Origin of the sequence: Nonomuraea sp. NPDC049709 (assembly GCF_040674815.1) — a bacterium.
In the GTDB taxonomy this organism is placed as follows: Bacteria; Actinomycetota; Actinomycetes; order Streptosporangiales; family Streptosporangiaceae; genus Nonomuraea.
In genome coordinates, this window is the sequence record NZ_JBFANM010000010.1 from 57,738 (window position 1) to 75,275 (window position 17,538).

The 17,538-nt window shown below is 69.2% G+C and carries 17 protein-coding genes and 1 tRNA gene; 6 read left to right on the forward strand and 12 right to left on the reverse strand.

The genetic code is table 11. From position 1 onward, the window contains the following. The first annotated feature begins 73 nt into the window (after positions 1–73). A complete protein-coding gene (locus AB0J69_RS12095; protein ID WP_364115850.1) occupies positions 74–1,228 on the forward strand; it encodes an LLM class flavin-dependent oxidoreductase in 1,155 nt (384 codons plus the stop codon). A 103-nt stretch (positions 1,229–1,331) separates the two neighbouring features. Here the strand turns inward: AB0J69_RS12095 and AB0J69_RS12100 are convergent, their stop codons facing one another. Continuing rightward, entirely contained in the window at positions 1,332–2,921 is a 1,590-nt protein-coding gene (locus AB0J69_RS12100; RefSeq protein ID WP_364115853.1) for a sulfatase, read from the reverse strand. Positions 2,922–3,091: 170 nt separating this feature from the next. Between AB0J69_RS12100 and AB0J69_RS12105 the strand changes: the two genes are divergently transcribed. Continuing rightward, the gene (locus tag AB0J69_RS12105; protein WP_364115856.1) at positions 3,092–3,571 is read left to right on the forward strand and encodes a YcxB family protein; all 480 of its coding nucleotides are present in this window, start codon (positions 3,092–3,094) and stop codon (positions 3,569–3,571) included. 8 nt (positions 3,572–3,579) lie between these two features. Here the strand turns inward: AB0J69_RS12105 and AB0J69_RS12110 are convergent, their stop codons facing one another. Then, positions 3,580–4,992, reverse strand: a complete 1,413-nt coding sequence (locus AB0J69_RS12110) for a prenyltransferase/squalene oxidase repeat-containing protein (protein WP_364115859.1) — start codon at positions 4,990–4,992, stop codon at positions 3,580–3,582. 183 nt (positions 4,993–5,175) lie between these two features. On the opposite strand from AB0J69_RS12110, the gene AB0J69_RS12115 reads away from it, so the two are divergent. Both AB0J69_RS12115 and AB0J69_RS12120 read left to right on the forward strand, forming a co-directional pair. Continuing rightward, complete coding sequence (locus tag AB0J69_RS12115) at positions 5,176–6,189, forward strand: HIT domain-containing protein (RefSeq protein WP_364115862.1); 1,014 nt, start codon at positions 5,176–5,178, stop codon at positions 6,187–6,189. After that, positions 6,179–7,294 carry an AIR synthase related protein gene (locus AB0J69_RS12120; protein WP_364115864.1) on the forward strand — a complete coding sequence of 372 codons (1,116 nt, stop codon included), beginning with the start codon at positions 6,179–6,181 and terminating at the stop codon, positions 7,292–7,294. Before AB0J69_RS12115 ends, AB0J69_RS12120 begins: the two co-directional genes overlap by 11 nt. Before the next feature lie 60 nt (positions 7,295–7,354). Here AB0J69_RS12120 and AB0J69_RS12125 read toward each other — a convergent pair whose 3' ends face one another. After that, positions 7,355–7,588, reverse strand: a complete 234-nt coding sequence (locus AB0J69_RS12125) for a hypothetical protein (RefSeq protein ID WP_364115867.1) — start codon at positions 7,586–7,588, stop codon at positions 7,355–7,357. A gap of 60 nt (positions 7,589–7,648) precedes the next feature. After that, on the reverse strand, positions 7,649–7,891 hold the full coding sequence (locus AB0J69_RS12130; protein WP_364115870.1) for a hypothetical protein: 243 nt from the start codon (positions 7,889–7,891) through the stop codon (positions 7,649–7,651). Positions 7,892–8,103: 212 nt separating this feature from the next. Between AB0J69_RS12130 and AB0J69_RS12135 the strand changes: the two genes are divergently transcribed. Further along, the gene (locus AB0J69_RS12135; RefSeq protein WP_364115873.1) at positions 8,104–8,637 is read left to right on the forward strand and encodes a MarR family transcriptional regulator; all 534 of its coding nucleotides are present in this window, start codon (positions 8,104–8,106) and stop codon (positions 8,635–8,637) included. A 36-nt stretch (positions 8,638–8,673) separates the two neighbouring features. Here AB0J69_RS12135 and AB0J69_RS12140 read toward each other — a convergent pair whose 3' ends face one another. Beyond that, the gene (locus AB0J69_RS12140) at positions 8,674–9,636 is read right to left on the reverse strand and encodes an AraC family transcriptional regulator (protein WP_364115876.1); all 963 of its coding nucleotides are present in this window, start codon (positions 9,634–9,636) and stop codon (positions 8,674–8,676) included. A gap of 73 nt (positions 9,637–9,709) precedes the next feature. Here AB0J69_RS12140 and AB0J69_RS12145 point away from each other — a divergent pair, with 73 nt between their 5' ends. Continuing rightward, a complete protein-coding gene (locus AB0J69_RS12145; RefSeq protein ID WP_364115878.1) occupies positions 9,710–10,693 on the forward strand; it encodes an SDR family NAD(P)-dependent oxidoreductase in 984 nt (327 codons plus the stop codon). 62 nt (positions 10,694–10,755) lie between these two features. Here the strand turns inward: AB0J69_RS12145 and AB0J69_RS12150 are convergent. From AB0J69_RS12150 to AB0J69_RS12180, 7 genes are all read right to left on the reverse strand, one after another. Further along, positions 10,756–10,829: transfer RNA gene (locus AB0J69_RS12150), tRNA-Thr, on the reverse strand. A gap of 24 nt (positions 10,830–10,853) precedes the next feature. Beyond that, on the reverse strand, positions 10,854–11,009 hold the full coding sequence (locus AB0J69_RS12155) for a hypothetical protein (protein WP_364115881.1): 156 nt from the start codon (positions 11,007–11,009) through the stop codon (positions 10,854–10,856). 434 nt (positions 11,010–11,443) lie between these two features. Next, the gene (locus AB0J69_RS12160) at positions 11,444–12,433 is read right to left on the reverse strand and encodes a helix-turn-helix domain-containing protein (protein ID WP_364115884.1); all 990 of its coding nucleotides are present in this window, start codon (positions 12,431–12,433) and stop codon (positions 11,444–11,446) included. 999 nt (positions 12,434–13,432) lie between these two features. Then, positions 13,433–14,290: a regulatory iron-sulfur-containing complex subunit RicT gene (ricT, locus tag AB0J69_RS12165; RefSeq protein WP_364116285.1), complete on the reverse strand. Its 858-nt coding sequence runs from the start codon at positions 14,288–14,290 to the stop codon at positions 13,433–13,435. 115 nt (positions 14,291–14,405) lie between these two features. Beyond that, the gene (locus AB0J69_RS12170) at positions 14,406–15,467 is read right to left on the reverse strand and encodes a permease-like cell division protein FtsX (RefSeq protein WP_364115886.1); all 1,062 of its coding nucleotides are present in this window, start codon (positions 15,465–15,467) and stop codon (positions 14,406–14,408) included. Further along, positions 15,464–15,985 (reverse strand): SigE family RNA polymerase sigma factor, encoded by a 522-nt coding sequence (locus AB0J69_RS12175; protein ID WP_364115889.1) that lies wholly within the window; start codon positions 15,983–15,985, stop codon positions 15,464–15,466. The genes AB0J69_RS12170 and AB0J69_RS12175 overlap by 4 nt, the downstream gene beginning before the upstream one ends. Before the next feature lie 344 nt (positions 15,986–16,329). Further along, positions 16,330–17,505 (reverse strand): DNA polymerase III subunit delta', encoded by a 1,176-nt coding sequence (locus AB0J69_RS12180; RefSeq protein WP_364115892.1) that lies wholly within the window; start codon positions 17,503–17,505, stop codon positions 16,330–16,332. Positions 17,506–17,538 lie beyond the last annotated feature (33 nt).

Below are 17,538 nucleotides of genomic sequence, written 5' to 3' on the forward strand. Positions count from 1 at the left end.
CCGGCGGCGCCACGGGTTTTCCCGGCCCGTCCCCGATTGACATCAACTTCGCTTGAGGTTGCACCGTATCGGCATGGGACTCTTCGAGATCGGCGTCATCCTGCCCGGGGTAGCCGTCCAGCGCAGGGACGGCCTCACGCTGCAGGAGGCCGCCCGGCACGCCGAGGACGCGGGGCTGGACGGCATCTGGCACGGCGACCACCTGGCCGTCGGCGGGCCGACGCTGGACGCGCCGATCGCCCTGGCCACCGCCGCCGCCGTCACGAGCCGGATCCGGATCGGCACCAGCGTGTTCATCCCGGCCATCCGCCCCCTGGCCTGGGCCGCCAAGCAGATCGCGACCCTCGTGTACGTGTCCGGCGACCGCCTCGTGCTCGGGGTGGGGTCCGGAGGCGGCGCTGGGCAGTGGGCGGCGGCCGGGGTTCCGTACGGGGAACGCGGGCGGCGTACGGACCTCGCGCTGGAACTGCTCCCCCGGCTGCTGGCAGGCGACCCGGTCACCCTGCCGACCGACCACACCCCACCCCCTCCCGACCAGCCACCCGCACCTGACCACGCCACCCCCGCGCCCGGCCGGCCGCGCCTCCCGTCCGAACCCGGGCACCAGCAGCAGCCGGGGCTGCCGTCAGCGGCCGGGCAGCCCCAGGAACCGGGGCTGCCATCAGCGGGCAGGCGGTCCCAGGAACCAAGGCTGCCGTCGGCGGCCGGCCGGTCCCAAGGGCCGGGGCCGGCTTCAGCGGCCGGGCAGCCGCAGGAGCCGGGCGGTGCTGGGGCGAGCGTCCAGCTGGCGCCCGCCGTGGCGATGCCGCAGGTGTGGGTCGGGAACGCATCGGCGGCGGCGATCCGGCGGGCGGCCCGCCTCGGCGACGGCTGGTTCCCTTCCCTGATCTCACCCCGCGAGGTCGCCTCGGGCCGGGCCCGCCTGGCGGAGCTGGCCGCCGGGCACGACCGCCCGGCGCCGCTCATCGCGATCGGCGGCACCGCGGCCCTGGGCACCGGCCCCGGTCTCCCCTCCCGCGAGGAGACCGCCTCGGGCATCGCCACCGGCTACGGGCGCCCCCTCCAGGACGTCATCGACCTCCCGCTCACCGGCCACCCGAAGGCGGCCGCCGAACGGCTGGCCGAGTACCGCGAGGCCGGCGCGACCCACGCGGTCATCGGCGTCTCGGGCGGCGACTGGCGCGCCCAGGTGGACCTGCTGGCCGAGGTCAGAAGCCTGCTGAGCTAGCCGCTCCCAGGCGTCAGCGACCCGCGGAGGTCAGCCGCTCCCAGGCGTCAGCGATCCTCAGGGATCAGCCGCTCCCCAGGGCGTCAGCCCTTCGGCGCGCGCGTCAGCCGAGCCGCGAGGCGGTCCAGCAGTCCTCGGCGCCCGGCTGCCCGCACCCCTTCAACCGATCGAGCACCCTGCTCAGATCGGCGGTCCTGGCATGGTCCGGGTCGTTGGACTCCTGCCCCGGATCGCGCACGGTGTCGTAGTACTCGGGCCTCGGATCCCCTTCGTACTCCACGTACAGCTCCCCGGTTGTCCGCACGGCCGCGTAGCTGGGCGGTCCCGGGTTGCCCGGCTGCGGTTCCTCGGCATCCGGGTCCGGCTCGCCGGGCGCGGCCGGATCCGGCTTGACGTGCTCGATCAGCGCAGCCTGACGCCAGTCCTGCACCTTGCGCCCCTGGATGAGCGGCAACAGGCTGCGCCCGTCGCGGTTCTCCGCCGTCACCCCCGCCATGTCGAGGAAGGTCGCGAAGAGGTCCACGTTCTGGGCCAGGTCCCCGCTCACCAGGTCACCCCGCCGCCCGGCGGCCGGCCGCTTGACCAGCAGCGGCACTCGTACGTCGTGGTCATAGGCGGTGGACTTGCCGCGTACGAGCCGATGCTGCCCCAGGTGGAACCCGTTGTCGCTGGTGAAGACCACATAGGTGGCCCGGCGCTCGGCCTCGGTCAGCGTGGCCAGCACCCGCTCCACCATGTCGTCCACCGACTGCACCATCCGAATCCGGTCCCGGAAGTCCTTGCGCAGCTCCTTGACCAGGTTGGGCCCGAGGGGCGCCCGCCGGACCCAGGACGGCTTGTCGGCCGTGTCCTCGTCGAACGCCGGCAACGCGGCCACATCGATGGTGGCGCAGTCGGGCCCGCCGCAGTCCCCGTGCGGGAACTCCCCGGCGGGAAACTGGTTCTTCGGCCGGTCCCGCCGCGCGGGCGGGAAGCGCGGCTCCTTGTCACCCGGCTTGGCCCCGATCCTGGCGTGCGGCGCGAACGGCGAGACCTGGAGGAAGAACGGCTCTCCCGGCGCGTGCCGCCGAGACCGCTCGATGAAGTCCACGGCGCGCTGCCCGAGCTCGTCCACCAGATAGGTGCCGCCGGAGGGATCGATCGGCTTGTCCCCGGCCGTCTCCTCCTTGATGTAGCGGGTGAGCTGGTACTTGAACTCGCTGTATCCACCGCCCGCCGCCACGTGCCACTCGTCCCACCCGACCGGCACGTGATAGTCGTCGTCCACCGGATATTCGTTGATGTACTTGCCGAGGTAACCCGTCCGATAGCCGGCCCGGTCCAGCGCGACGGCATACGTACGCCCCTCGTGCGGTGCGAACGCCCGGTAACCGCCACCGTCCGCCCCCGTGTTCGTGGCGACCCCCGTGTTGTGCGGAAACTGGCCGGTGAACATGGAGGCCCGCGACGGGCAGCAGAGCGAGTTGGACACGTAGTAGTCGGTGAACGTCGTGCCGTCGTGGGCCAGGCCGCGCACGGCGTCCATGTACTGGAGCAACTCGGCCGACATGTCATCGACCAGGAAGAAGATGATGTTCGGCCGCCTGGGCGCGGCCGACGACGTCCCGGCCCCCGCCTGCGAGGCCACGGTCATGGCCAGCACGACGGCCAGCGCCACCGCCAGGCCTCTCCTGATGTTCCCCGCCACGGACATGACTGCCCCTCTGACAGACGATGGAGATCGGCGTCGACGCTAATCCCGGACGAAACCTCCGGGCAACCGATCCGCCCTCCAGATTTCCTGGGAAACCGAACCCCGCGAAGTTGCCGCCGGCGAGCGGAGTCCAGCAGGATTGTCGGCATATTTCCCACGAAGGCGGCCTGGTGGATTTCACCGTTCAGTACGACCCCACTCCCGACGAAGTCGTGCGGGCTTTCGAGCAGGGAGCGAAACGCCAGCTCAGGTTCTTCTACCGGCTGCTCCCGTCAATCCTGGTGATCGCGGGCGTCGTCTGCGTCCTGACGGGCGGGCGCGCCCTGGGCGTCGGCATGTTCGCCGGAGCCGTCGCGTTCCCCTTCATACTGACCTGGTCGATCCGCCGGATGTCCAGGCGCCGGCTCGCCTACCTCTGCGTGCCCACCACGCTCCACCTGACCGGCGACGGGTACGAATGCCGCACGGAACAGATCACCACCACCATGCGCTGGTCCTTCTTCACCGAAGTGGTGACGGGCCCGGAATTCTGGCTGCTCTTCGTGGACAGGCAACCCGCGGCCTTCCTCCCCAGGCGCGCCTTCACCCCGGAGCAGCAGGCCGAACTGGAGGCGGTCCTGTCGGCGACGGGAAAGCCGGAGGTCAGCTGAGCCACGGCTCACACGGCCTCGCGCTGACGTCTCCCCGGCCGGCCCTTGGCCTCGCGGTTCTTGCGCCCGTTCCTCCTGCGCTGCTCCACCACGAAGAGCAGGAACGGAAAGATCAGCGAAAGGGCGAACTCCTTCATGCCCAGACCTCCCAGCCCGACGGCCAGGCCGCCGGCGCCCACGGAGACCACGACCAGCCCCGATGGCCAGTGACGGGTCAGCCTGGAGCGCAGCACGACCTTGCGGTGATGGGCGCGCAGGATGGCGGCCGGCGAGCGGTCCCGCGCGCTGCCGCGCTGCACGACGACGGCCTCCCGCGACCAGGTCGTGATGTCCCCGGCCCGCAGCAACGGCACGCGCTTCAGGTCGAGGAGGGCCTGCATGCAGGGCCAGGTGCTCCAGAGCGTCGGCTGCTTGCTGGTGTACTGGCCCGGCCAGTAGCCGGAGAAGCGCCTGTCGTCGTCCTCGGTGATCTGCGAGCGGATGATGGTGTTGGCGGCCCTGGTGACGAGACCGGCGGGCGGGCCGTCGGGGTGGCGCAGGAGCGCCGACAGCGCGATGGGCAGGGCGTGATGGTAAATGACCTGATCCCATCCCTGGTCGCGGTCCCGGTCGTCATTTCTGGAATTCGGGTACGGGCTCACGTGATATGACTCGATGGACCCGTCGATAATGGTCGGATCGACATTTTCGCAGAGCCAGGAATAGGCCCGCAGCAAACGCTGGTCCCGCCACGTCGCGTTGATCTCCGACAGGGTGAGGAGCACGAAAGACGTGTGCGGCACCGTGGTCTGCTCTCCGGCATTGGCGCTCCATCCGAAATTGCCCTCGTCCTGTTGCCGCAGGAGCCAGTTGACCCCGTCCGCGACGGCCTTGTGCCGGGGGTGGAGGCAGTTCAGCGCGCGCAGGCCCAGGCAGGTCAGCCACACGCGCGATCGGCATCCGCGATGCGACCCCCAGCCGCCGTCGTCGTTCTGGTTGTTGATCAGCCACGAGAGCGCGCGCCCCACGTCCGGGCCGCCTTCCGCATGGTGGAGCCGGGCGTGTCCCAGGAACCTCGCCACCCAGCCCGTCGCCTCCATCAGCGGGACCCGGGCCTGCGTCTCGGTCCACCAGCCGCCGTCCTGGAGGGGGTCGTCGGAGGTCACCTGACTGGCCCGCAGGAAGGACAGGCCGGCATCGAAATTCGCGAACCCCACCTGTTGCTCGTGGAACGCGGTCAGGGCGATGGCGGTCGCGGTCGCCGCCGGCTTGGGATCGGCCAGCCTGTGGTGCCACCCGCCCCCGTGGGGTGTGGCGGTGTAGGTGGCCTTGAGGAGGCCGAGCGCAGCTTTCAGACACTCATCGACGTGCATTACGTCAATCGCTTGCGCCATACGGAATGCCGATCTACCTGAGGGGTTGTCTAGAGAGATACCCGGCATTCATACACATATCACCTTGCGTACTTTATGAGCACTATGCGGCTGGAGTAACACAAGGGATTGCATGCAATACTGACTAGGGTGTCATCTCGCAAACTCTCACTCGGGCATTTTGTATCATTCCTCCCAAAATGGGGAGATGTGGTCATGATAGGCGGCCACCACGATGATGCGGCACAATTGATGGCAGATGGGCGATATGTAGCCCATCATGCGCAGTGGTCGGGATCGAATTCGCCGGGGCACACGCGCTCGCTGAGACGCGCCCCTCTCGGCGACTCCAAGCTCCCCTACCCGGCCGCCGCCTTCGCCGGCGCCTGGCTCCACGTCGAAGCGGACACCCCCAACCCGGAGAAGCTGCTCGGTGAGATGGCCCGTACGGTGCGTGCCGAAGGCGTGATCGGCGTGCACACGGCGGACGCGGCCGACCTGCACGACTCGATGCTCGCCGAGGCCCACCGCCTCGGGCTGCGCCCGCAACCCGACGGAGCGGGCCAGGCCATCGTGGCCACCGCCCCGGATCTCCTGGACAGCGCCCACGGCGACGAGCACTGCGTCTTCTGCCACCCGCTCCGGTTCCGGATGAACAGCGTCGCGGACCTGCCCGGCGCGGCCGGGGTGCTGTGGGGCGACGACAACGTCTTCGTCATGCCCGACCTGGCGCCCGTCGCGCCCGGGCATCTCCTCATCGTCACCACCGAACACCTCACCGCGCTGGCGAGCGCCGACCCGGGGCTCATCGACGTCGTCGAATCGGCGAAGAACCGCGTACGAGAGCTGTTCCGGGCGGCCTACGACGGCTCCGGCACGGTCTTCGTCGAGCACGGCCCGGCCCAGCCGTCCGGCGGCGGCAACTGCGTCGACCACGCGCACCTGCACTGCCTGCCGGCCGCGCTGGTCGGCTCCATCGGCGACGAGCTGGACGCCTTTCTGGCAGAAGGCCGACTCCCGGTGAGCCGGACGCGGGTCACCTCCCCGCACGACGTGCGAGCGCCGTACATTTATCTGGAGGAGGCCGGAACAGCCCAGGTGGCACACCTGGGACCGGTGGTCACGAGCCAGCTGCTGCGCCAGATCGCGTTGCGGACGACCGGCGACACCGGGCCCTTCCGGTGGCAAGAACGCTTCGTGCGACACGACAGTGTGCGACTCCACCACGACACACTCGGCTCCCTACTACCCTTCCTTGGCCCGTGAAATGAACCTGCGTCCCGGCGCGACCCTCGCACAGTACGGCGAGCGCGCCATCCTCGAAGACGTCGTCCTGCCCCGATTCGGCATCCAGTCCGACGACTGCGCCACGCTCGCGCCCGTCCCCGCCGGTCACGACATCGTCATGACCATGGACCCGTGCCCGACCCCCGTCGTCTGCCTCCTCGAACAGCACCTCGACGGGAAACCCGTCGACTACTGGCACTACGGCCGGCTCACCGTGCTCATCAACGTGAGCGACCTGGCGGCGATGGGCGCCAGACCCGCCGGTCTGCTGGTCTCGACGGTGATGCCGGCCGACATGCCGATGACCGACTACGACCGGTTCCTCGACGGGCTCGAGGAGGCCGGCGAGGAGTGGGGCTGCCCCGTCCTCGGCGGCAACATCAAGGACGGCGACGTCTTCACGGCGACGGGCACCGCCGTGGGCACCGTCCCTCGCGGGACCGCGCTCGCCAGGACGGGCGCGAGCACCGGCGACCTGGTGTGCGTCATCGGGGACATGGGCCTCTTCTGGTCGGCCGTGCTCGCCCGGCTGCGCGACGTACGGCTCGACGGGCTCGACCCCCAGGATTCCCGTGCCCTCGACCAGGCCCTCTACCGGCCCTCCGCCAAGGTGGAGATCGGCATGGCGCTGGCGGCCGAGGGGCTGGTCACGGCCTGCATGGACGCCTCCGACGGTGTGAGCGGCTGCCTGGTGGAGCTGGCCCGACGCAACCGCGGGTCCATCCACCTCGACGAGTCGCTGCTGGCCCCGTCGGCCCCCGTCGCGTACGTGGCCGAGGCGCTCCGCGTCGACCCCCGCAGCCTCATGCTGGCGTGGGGCAACTGGGAGCTCGTCGTCACGACGCCACCCGGCCGGCTCGACGCGCTGATGGCCCTGGCCGCCCGGCACGGCACCACCTGCCGCCAGATCGGCGAGCTGCGGGACCCCAAGGATCATCTGGTCCTGCTCGACGGGGAAGAGGTGACGGACTTCTCCTCCGAGCGCTTCACGAACCGCTCCTACTTCACGCACGGCCTGAACTCGTACGCGGACTGGCTGCTCAAGCAGACCTTCACCGTCCCGCCCGCGGCAGAGGGCCTCTGAAGTCTCCTCACCCCGCCATGCCCCGGCCACCTTCCGCCGGGGCATGGCACCGCCGGCCGGTCAGAGCGTGAGGCAGCCCACGAGCGGGACTTCGGGCGGGACGGTCACGGCGGCGACGGGATCCGCGGCGCCGCCGGTCGTGCAGTTGGTCATCAGTATGGGATCCACCTTGCTGGCCGACTCCAGGACCTGGACCTTCGCGGGATCGACGACGGCGTGGGCGGCTGTGGCGGGCAGGGTCATGCCACCGGCGACGGCGATCAGCGCGGCTACCTTACGGGGCGATACACGCATCCGAAACCTCCTCGATGTGTAGGCGAACAACCATCGTTCGTTACGGATAGTAGTTAAGCTCTAACGCCATGTACATGACAGGTGCATGAGAAACGCGCCGCCGTTGCGCTCCCGTATCGGCCAGGAGGTCGGGACGGTCTTGCCGGCCAGCCGTCCGGCGGCGGCCTCGTCGTGTACGGCGGGCAGGTCGGCCGGCGTCCGCCGCCCGGCGACGTCGATCCTCAGATCCCCGGCGTCGACCCGGGCGACGAGCTCGGGGAGCTGGGCGGCATCGCTGCGCACGAAGACCCGCACCGTACGCACCCCCGCCCGGCACCCTCGGGCCCGGGGGCGGCGGTGCTGACGGAGGCCCCGCCGTCAGCGACCAGCTCCACCAGCGCCGCCGTCTCCTCCGGGCCGGTGGACACCCGCACTGCCTTCATGATCCCCCCCGCTGCTACGACTTCAAAGCAATACCTTTGGGAGAGGTGACGCTCGTCACAGTGCTACGAATTCAAAATAGATACGGTGGAAAAGTGATCCCACAGGCCGATGACGCCGGCGCCGATGACGTCCAACCGCTCGACCCCCAGCAGTTGGGAGCCTACTTCGTGCTGAGAGAGGCCGTCAGCCTGCTCGAGCACCAGGTCGAACAGCAGCTACGCGCCGACGGCGACATCAGCTACGTGCAGTTCACGCTCCTGGCCCGCCTCCACCACGCCGACGGCCCCCTGACCATGACGCAACTGGCCGACGGCGTCGTCTACAGCCGCAGCGGCCTGACCTACCAGGCCGGCCTGCTGGAGAAGGCCGGCCTCATCACGCGCGGCGCCACCCCCGAGGACGAACGCGCCACCCTGGTCACCATCACCGACCAGGGCCGCGCCCTGCTCGAACGCGTCCTGCCGGGTCACGTCCAACTCTCCCGCCGCCTGCTGTTCGACCCCCTGACCGACGACGACGTACGCCTGCTCGGCGACATCATGACCCGCGTACGCGACCACATGCGCTCCCAGCCACCCCGCTCCGCCGCCCCCCGCAAACGCCGCTCCAGCCCCGAACATGGCTGAACTTCCGAGTCGGGCTCAGCGCGCAGACCTTGAAGATCACAAAGATGGCTGTACCGACACCGAACCGACGCGACCCGACAGTTCACCCCGCACCCGGTACCGGTAGCGCAGCGGCGACACCCCCACCTCCCGCTTGAACGCGGTGCTGAAGGCACTCTCCGACGCGTACCCCAGCTCGGCCGCCAGCGACCCGACGCGGACGTCGCCGTCACGAAGGGCCCGCTGCGCCAGCAGCATCCGCCAGCGGTTGAGATAGGTCAGCGGCGGTACGCCCGCCACGGTCCGGAAGCGTTCGGCGAACGACGTCCGCGACATCGCCGCGGCCCGTGCCAGTTCCTCCAGGCCCCAATGCCTCCCGGGTTCGGCATGCATGAGGTCGAGCGCCGGGCGCAACCGTTCGTCGGTCAGCACCCGTAGCCATCCCGGGGGCAGCTCGGCCTGGTCGACGTACGCGCGCAGCACCTCGAGCAGCAGGAGCTGGCCGTACTGCCGGATCGCGAACGCCGACCCCATCCGGTTCGCGATCACCTCCCCGAACAGCCGGTCGAGCGTGCCGCGCAGGTTGGACGCCGCGGCAGCCGATGCCCGGACCACCCCCACCGGCGGAAGCGCCTGCAGGAGCAGGGTCCGACCGGCCGGGTTGAGGTCGACGCGCCCGCCGATGACGACGTCGTCGCTACCGCAGTCGGCGCCGACGAAGCGGGTGAAGGAAAAGCCCTCTTCAGGCACGATCTCGCGGGGCGGCCCGTCGCCCGTGCCGCCCTCGAGCCGCAGCCACGACCGGTTGTTCAGGATGGCGACGTCGCCCGGTCCGAGCTCGACCGGCCCCTCGATGCCGTCAGCGGTCAGCCGCCCCCGCCCGCACACCACCGCGAGGAGCTTCAGCGGATCCTCGACGGCGGTACGCGACACCCAGGGCCCCCGCGCCGCGAAACCACCCGACAGCAGACCACGGACCTCGACGAGGTCGAACACCTCGGACAGCTGATCGACGACCATTTCCGTACTATCGCGCAAGAAAACCGGACCGTCAAAGATTCAAAGTACGAGCGGCCACGCGCAGAGTGGTGACATGACCAAGAACCAGCACCCCATTGGATCCGGCTTCACCGCGGCATCGACGGCTGACGAGGTGCTCAAGGGCATCGACCTTTCCGGCAGGAACGTCGTCATCACCGGCGGCCACGTCGGGCTCGGCCTGGAGACCACGCGTGCGCTCAGCAAGGCCGGCGCGTCCGTCACCGTGGGGTCGCGCAACCCGGACCGTGCCGTCCCCGCGCTGGCCGGGATCGAGCGCGTCGAGGTCAGCCAACTGGACCTCCTCGACCCGACGTCGATCGACGCCTTCGCCACCCGCTACCTCGATTCCGATCGTCCGCTCCACATCCTGCTCAACAACGCCGGCGTCATGGCCGGCCCGCTGGTCCGAGACACGCGCGGCTACGAATCACAGTTCGCGACCAACCATCTCGGCCACTTCCAGCTGACCCTGGGCCTGCTCCCCGCCCTGCGCGCCGCGCACGGCGCCCGAGTCGTCAACGTGACGTCCGGCGGCCACCGGCTCTCCGACATCCGCTGGGACGACCCGCACTTCACCACCGGCTACGACGGCATGCTCGCCTACGGCCAGTCCAAGACCGCCAACGTCCTGTTCGCCGTCGAACTGGACCGCCGATGGGCCGCAGACGGAATCCGCGGCTACGCCGTCCACCCGGGCATCGTCGTCGGCACGAACCTGGGCCCGTCGATAACCGAGGACGCGCTGCGGGCCATGGGCCTGATCGACGCCTCCGGCCGGCCGATCATCGACCCCGACCGCGAGAAGAAGACACCCCAGCAGGGCGCCAGTACCAGCGTCTTCGCCGCGACCAGCCCACTGCTCGCCGACATCGGCGGTGTCTACCTGAAGGACAACGACATCTCCCCACTGGACACCCCGAGACCCATCAACTTCGGCACCGAGGACGACATCCCGTCCGACGTCGTACCGCACGCCGTCGACCCGGACTCGGCACGACGGCTGTGGGAGCTGAGCGAACAACTCCTCAAGGCGTAACACCCACGATCCGCCTAAGCAGAAGGCCCTCCCGGATCATCCGGAAGGGCCTTCGAACTGTGAGCCGCCTTGGGGATTCGAACCCCAGACCCCTTCATTACGAGTGAAGTGCTCTGGCCGACTGAGCTAAGGCGGCATCTGCCGTGCAGCGTGAAAGAGTCTACAGGAGCCCGAGGGGTTCTCGCTCCCACCGATCATCCGATGCCAGGACAGATCGCCTCGCCCTCCGGCGCCACCCCCGCCACCAGGTGTCGGCCACACACCGCGACCCGTTGAGGTAAACGGTGTGCCCGTCGCCTCCGTACTTCAGCAGCACACCCGACTCCAGTTCGCCGGCCAACCCCCGGGCCCACTGCAAGGCGTGGCCGGATCGCGCTCGGTGCCGATGACCAGCAATAGCACCGGGCCCCCTCGCGCTCAGCGGCCGGGTCTTGAGTGTCGGAGGGTATGGCGCACGGCAGCGACGACCACCTAAGGTACGCCCCGATCCTCGGCGCCAAGTCGGCGTTGTCCGGCCCGTCCCCCCTGAACGCCTGGCACAGGATCCCGGTCAGCCCCGGCCATGAGTTGCGGTCATAGAGCGGACCGGTCACCCCAGCGTGGCCGGCGCCTGCGTCACCACCCGCCCGCCGTAACCACGCAACGGCCGCCGGTCCGCACGCCGAAGCAGAGCATTCACCTCTCCCGACCCCGGCTGACGGTACGGCTCCGTCGCCACGTTCGACGTCATCGTTCATGAGCCTGCTGGCGCTAACTGTTGGTGTCCAACAGCGCGCGACCGAGTTCGGTCAGGCGATGCAGTGTCCGGTTGAAGTCGCGATGGCTGGAGATCAATCCGGACTGCCGCAGAACGGTGGTGTGCTCGCTGGCGGAGGCCGGGGAGATGCTCAAGTGGCGGGCCAGCGCAGTTGTGCTCATCCCCTCGCGCATGCCGATGGCATCCAGCACCGCAGCCCGTGTCGATCCGATCAGCGCTCCGAGCGCGGCTGACACCATCGAGGTGCGCGACGGCAAGGCATCCGGCCCGCGCACGACAGGGTAGATCAACACCGGCGGCAGATCGGGATCGAACATCGTCAGTGGTCCGCTGACGCAGAAGTACGACGGGATGAGCAGCAATCCTCGGCCGCGAAGGTGAAGCTCCTGGTGGCGGTGTCCGGGGATGCGAAGTTCGCCGGCTGACCAGGTCATCATCGGGCGCAGGCTGGCCAGCATTCCCTCCACACCGCCGGTGGCCAGGGCGGAGGTACGGATCCGGCGGTCTTTCTCCAGAGCGGCGTCGATACTGCGTCGGTAGGGCATGACAATCAGGTCGTAGCAGGTACGCATGGCCTCGGTCAGGTCGGCAATCACGGCGGGTTCGCCGGCGGCCAAGCGCCAGGCACTGTCGGGTAGCCGCCGCGTGGCGGCAAGGCGGCCGACGTCCCGCTTGAGCATCGGGATGGGAGTGGTGCGAAGCGCCTCAATACCGTGATCCAGACCATGTATCGCCTCGATGGGGTTCAAGAAGTCCGGGAAATAGCCCACGTTCGGGGTCAAGGTCAGCAGCAGGCCCCGTGCCTTTCCGAGCTTTGCGTGCCGTACCGCCTTGCATGCCTCCTGGCGCCATGCGGTGAACAGCAGGTCGCCTCGCTGCGGTCTGAGCATCTGCAGGCTCAGGACCAGTTCCCACAGCGGGTCCGCCCCGGCGGCGATCCTGGTCCGCGCGATGTCGTCGCTCGTGAAATAGATCCTGAGCATGAGCGGCCATCCATGGGTGGGCGACGAACCCTCTAACTGTTTCGTTGGAGAATTGCTATTCAATAGCATTTCCAATGAAGTTCGCCATTCAGGCCGTCGGCATACCTGGTGCGGCGCCCCATGCCGGCCTTAACGGCGTCGTTGACGCGAAAGTACGCCGCGTTGGCGCGTTCCTGGCCCTGACCTGCCCGGAGCTGGGTCTTTCGGCCACAACCGAAAGACATGGACAGGGGCGCGGCCCCCGTGGACGATCCCAGGAAGAACGGGGTTCACGATCTACGAGGGGATGAGAATGCGTTCGATCATTCGGCTCGTGTTAGCGGCATGTGTCGCGTTGCCTGTCTTCGGAAGCAGCCCGGCCGTCGCATTCACCGCCGCCGACTCCTGGCACCGGGATGCAATCCCGTACACGCTTCACGCTGGCTACGTAAATGGCGTGTGGCGGAACGTCGCCCGCCTCGGCGAAGGCGAACTGTACTGGACGGACTACGGGGCGCGAGTCACCGTCTCGTTCTGGCTCAAGGACTTCGCCACGGACGGATACTGTGCAGCAGGCTGGGTCGACGAGTTCGGCTACGAACCTGTGCAGACGCACACGCGTTTGGAGTGCAACGGCGTGGACAAGTGGGTTTCGGTAAGCCTCCCGTCTACTGGGCAGCGTATCTGTCAGATCACCGTTCGAGTGGGGCGTCAAAAGAGCAGCGGAGCTCTTCCACCCGAAAGCGCTGGACCCTGGTGGACGACAGTGGGTAGCTGGAGCAACCGCGACGGGTGCTGAAACAGCCCGAGCACGGCATCAGTCCGGCCCTCGATGGCCCGCAAACCGTCGAGGGCCCCGACGTCCCCGCTCAAGGCCCGCAGCCCCGGACTCCCCATCGCCGTAGCGCGTCCCGCATCCCTGCCCGCGGGAAAACGAGCCTCCCTCCGCCTCGCTTCACAAGACAACGGGTCGGCGGCGCTCGTAGATCAACGAATAGCCTCGCGGCGGCAACGCTGCCCTCAGCCGTCACCGGAGGGGGGCTGGCCGGGCGAATCCTGCTCCTTGCCATACATTGTCTCGTGCTGGATGCGAGGCGAGCACACCGACGCTGAGGGGCACGCACAGCGCCGTCCACCGTCGTCGAGGCGCACCGTCACCGTGTCCGACGGCACGTTGTGCCCCACCACGGTCCCGTCCCCTACAGGGGTGCTCACGCGGCTTCCGGCCCTAGGCATTCTGTTGCGAGTCTCGACATACAACGGGTGCTCGTACTTCAGGCAGCACATGAGCCGCCCGCACGCCCCCGCGATCCGCAGCGGGTTGACCGGGAGGTCCTGGTCCTTGGCCATGCGTACCGAAACCGGCTCGAAGTCCTTCAGGAACGTGGCGCAGCACAGGTCACGGCCGCAGGGGCCGATGCCGCCCTGGAGCCGCGCCTCGTCCCTGGGCCCGATCTGCCGCAACTCGACCCTGGCCCGGAGGTTGCGGGCCAGGTCGCGCACCAGGGCACGGAAATCCACCCGATGCGGCGCCGAGAAGTAGACCGTATAGACGTTGTCCTCGTCGAGATAGTCGATGCCGACGACCTTCATCGGCAGCGTGTGCCGCTTGATCAGCCGTTTGGACACGCTGCGTGCCTCGGCCCTGCGGCGCTTGTTGGTCTCGTCGCGGCCCAGGTGCTCCTCTCCCGCCAAACCTGCGCACACCGGCAAACCGTCGATGTCCTCGCTCGTGTATTGCGGCGCCCACACACACTCCGCCACCTCGGGACCTGAGTCCGTCGGCACGAGCACCTTGTCGCCCACCTTGGGGCTGTGCTCGCCGGGATCGAGGTAGTAGAGCCTCCCGTAGCGGGTGAAGCTCACGGCCATGATCATTCCCATGGGCTCGAGCTCGCCTCCTGACGGCCTAGGGGTAACTGGCTGCCTTCCTTGCCACATTACGTGTGTCCGTGGGCCGGCGGTCAGGGGTGCCGGCCCGGATGTTCGGTGATCACTTCCCGGCGGGGCACACCTTGCTGTCAGGAAGGAGCAGGCCGAAGTTGTCGGCCAGCGCCGACCGGTCGTCCATGCACGGCTGGTAGAGCACCTGGGCCACCCCCGGTTGCCGCTTCAGCTCACTGACCAAGCCCTGCCCGTCGAATGCCGCTGTGAGCCTGATCCTGAACCTTTCCGGCATGTCCTCCACCTTGGTCGCCTTGACGAGCGCCTCGTTGTCCTTGAACGCCTTCTGGAAGTTCTTGAACGCCGACGCCTGATCCTCGAAGAGGACCTCCTCCACCCCGGGCATGCTCTCGATCAACTTCTGGATCGCCATCTTCTGGGCCACCGTCGCGCCCTTCCCCTCCTTGGTGACCACCGGCTCGCCGTTCTTTCCGGTCACGCTCTCCCCGCCGCACGACGGCAGGCTCGCCCCCTTCGAGCACAGGAAGACGCTGATCTGCCAACTCCGGCCGGCCTCGGTCTGCGGGCGGACGTCGGACTCGGCCTGGTCGGCGACGTGCTGGATCCCGCCGAGCCCCCGGAGCGACTCCTTCACCTGCCGCCGGTCGCCATCGTGCCTGGTCTTCAATCTGAACGAGGCCGGCAGGTCGGTGACCTTGATCTCCTCCATCAGTGACGTGTTGTGCGCGAAGATCTTCTTGAAGTTCTCGTAGGCCGTCGCCTGGTCCACGAAGAGCACGCTGGCGACCTGCTGCGACTGGTGCAACGCGCGCTCGATCGTCCTGACCTGCTCACGGCTGGCGGCGCGGCCCTGGCAGGGCGACTCCTTCGGCGCCGACTTCGTACACAGGAAGACGGTCATCTCCGTCCCGCCGCTCTGGGCCGGCGGGTCCGCCGCCACCGCACGGTCCTCGGCCCCGGGGCCGGCGCGCAGCACCACGGCGGTGGCCGCCCCCGCGAGCACCACGGCCACCGCCACGGTCACCAGCCGGAAGTCCACCCGGGACCTGCGCCGCTCCGGCACCCGCAGCGGCCGCAGCGTGCCGATGTCCACCGTCGCCCCGGCCTCGACGAGGGCCTCCCGCAGTCGGTCTTCCACAGGGCTGTTCATGAATCCTCCCCAAGCGCTCGGCCGAGGGCCGCCAGCCCCCGCGCGATCGTGGACCTGGCCGTGCTCGCGCTGATCCCCATCGTCTCCGCGATCTCCTGGTCCGGGAGATCGAAGTAGTAGCGCAACGTCAGCGCCTCCCGCTGCCTCCGCGGCAGCCGGCGCAGCGCCAGCATGACCTCCCGCCGCTCCTCGCCCATCAGCGCGGCGCTCTCCGCCGACCAGACAGGCGGTTCGTACGGCCGGCGGAACACCGTCGCCCGCCTGCGCAGCACCGACCGGCACCCGTTGAGTACCGCGGAACGCACGTAGGCGAGGGCCTTGTCGCCATCGCGCAACCTCGCCCGGCCGGCGTGCGTGCGCGCGAACGCCTCCTGCACGACGTCTTCCGCGGTCGCCTGATCGCCGACCATGATGAGGGCCAGCCGCACGAGGCCGACGTGGTGCTCGGCGAAGATCGACGCCACATCGACCCGCCGCCGCGCCAGGTCTTCTTGTTGGGTGAGCAGTTCGACTTCCACATAACAGAGACGCCTGTCGGCCTCATCTGCTGCTCGGGTCACACGGTTATCTTCCGCCTCTCACCGCACCCGACCGTCCCCCTGAGCGCGCCCTGTGGACGGGGAGCCGCGCCGACCCATGTACGCGCCGCCCTGGCCGGAACGCCGGGTCGCCGCTTACCGCTGCCTCTGCGCCCACACGCCCGGAAGTGGCGGCCGCAAGCCGATCCCGTACGCCACGCCAGCTTCGTCCGGCCGGCCCGGCCACCGCCGCTGACGTACAACGCGGTGAGAAGGGTGCTGGGATCTGTCTTCACGAACCACACCCTCGTACCGCGGCCGCTCAGGACTCACTCTTCTCTCGTTCAGGGCCGCAGCGCCAGCATCATCGCCTCGACGGCCATCTGCGGATTGACGTTCGCCGCCAACCGTTCCCTGCACTGCATGATCGCGTCGATCCGCCGCAACGTCTCCTCGGGCGTGGACGACTTGGCCAGCTGATCCAGGTCGAAGCGGATGTCGTCGTTGGCCAGCTCCACCCCGGCCGCCCCGAACTGCATCGTCAGCACGTCCCGATAGAACGACACCAGCTCCAGCAACGCCGCGTCCAGCGAGTCACGCTTGATCCGCGTGGCCCGCGACTTCTGCCGGTCCTCCAGCTCCTTCAACGCCCCGGCCCCACCGCGCACCAGCCCCCGGTTGAGCCCCTTGCCCGTGGACCCCTCCCCGTACAGCTTGCGCAGCTCCGACGTCTCGCTGTCGTTGAGCAGGGCCGTGGCGGCGGCGGCCTCCTCCTCGGCCGTCTTCACCAGCCGCTCCGCGGCGGAGACGCACTCACCGACGCCGGTCAGCGAGCGCGGGATGCTCAGCACCGCCTCCCGCCGCGCCCTGACGCCCTCGTCCAGCGCGAGGGCGCGCGCCCGGCTGATGTGCCCCTGGGCGGCCCGCGCGGCGAACCTGGCGGTGTCCCAGGGCACGCTGTCGCGGGTGGCCAGCACGTGGGCGACGGCCTCCGTGGCTGGGGTGGTCAGGTTAACCATGCGGCAGCGCGACCGGATGGTGATCATCAGGTCGTCGGGCGCGGGCGCGCACAGCAGCCAGACCGTCCGCGGCGGCGGCTCCTCGATGGCCTTGAGCAGGGCGTTCGCGGCCGACTCCGTGGCCCGGTCGGCGTCCTCGAACAGGATGACCCGCCACCGCCCCTGCGTCGGCGCCCCGGCCGCGCGCAGGATCAGCTCCCTGGTCTGCTTGACGCTGTAGGAGAGCCCCTCAGGGCGTACGGACTCCAGGTCGGGATGCGAGCCGATGAGCACCTGGTGGCACTGGTCGCAGTGGCCGCAGCCGCCGTCGCGGCACATGAGCGCTGCGGCGAAGGCGCGGGCGGCGTCCTCGCGGCCCGAGCCCGGCGGGCCGGTGAACAGCCAGGCGTGCGTCATGCCGGCGCCGCGCCCCCCGGCGACGACCTCGCCGGCCGCCGTCGCGGCACGCGACAGCACGGCTGTCGCCTGGTCCTGTCCTACGAGGTCATCGAAAACCGTCACGACGTAAGGCTAGTTGCACTTCACCTTACGAGG